Source organism: Bacillus sp. mrc49 (assembly GCF_002803435.1).
The window spans coordinates 1-810 of record NZ_PHNG01000226.1; the positions used below are offsets into that span (position 1 = coordinate 1).

At 45.3% G+C, this 810-nt stretch carries 1 protein-coding gene and 1 pseudogene; both read right to left on the reverse strand.

The window, feature by feature from the left end; translation table 11 throughout:
- Window positions 1-226 (reverse strand): annotated as a pseudogene (locus CVN76_RS01605) (ABC transporter permease); the annotation flags it as partial.
- Between the two features lie 26 nt (window positions 227-252).
- On the reverse strand, window positions 253-810 hold a 558-nt coding region (locus CVN76_RS01610; RefSeq protein WP_100530144.1), incomplete at its 5' end, for an ABC transporter ATP-binding protein.

An 810-nucleotide genomic window follows, 5' to 3' on the forward strand; every position in this document is an offset into this window, starting at 1 on the left:
CCCCTGATCGGACGAGATCTATGAAAGCCGTGACGATCAAGGATGGTGATGAGAATAATTGGGCCGGCATGATTCCGGCTGAACCCAATGCCTGCCAGGCAATCAATACTATTGAGGGCAGGAAAAAGCCACGCAATGCAGATTTGGCGATTTTTGATTGTTTTTTCCTTTCCCTCATGATAAGCTGCTTGTTTTGAGCAATGGTTTGTGAAGACATTTTCATCATCCTTTCCTTCTTTTTTCAAAAATCAATCAAATACTCCAATCTTCCCTATCCTGAGGCTGATGGTCCAGCAGGTTTAGGATATGGGATCTCAATTCCTGAAAAGACTTGCTTGTCCTCGTTCTTGGATATGGTAAATCAATGGGAACGATTGCCTTGATCCTTCCGGGCTTGGCATCCATGACGACCACTTTATTCGATAAAAAAAGCGATTCATCAATATCGTGGGTGACGAGCACCATCGTTGTCTTGTTCCTTTCCCATATTTCAAGTAAAGCTTCCTGAAGATGTGTTCGGGTGAATGCATCCAATGCACCGAAGGGCTCATCCAGCAACAAAACTTCAGGATTACGCAACAGCGCCCTGGCAATGGCAACACGCTGCGACATCCCGCCGGACAATTGACGCGGATATACCCTTTCAAATCCTTTAAGCTTAACAAGCGATATCAAATCGTCCACCCCTTTGCGTATATCCGGATTTTTCAATGAAAGATTACCTGAAATATTCTTCTCCACGTTAAGCCACGGAAATAAGCGATGCTCCTGAAAAATGAAACCACGGGCCTTGGACGGGCCACTAACCGG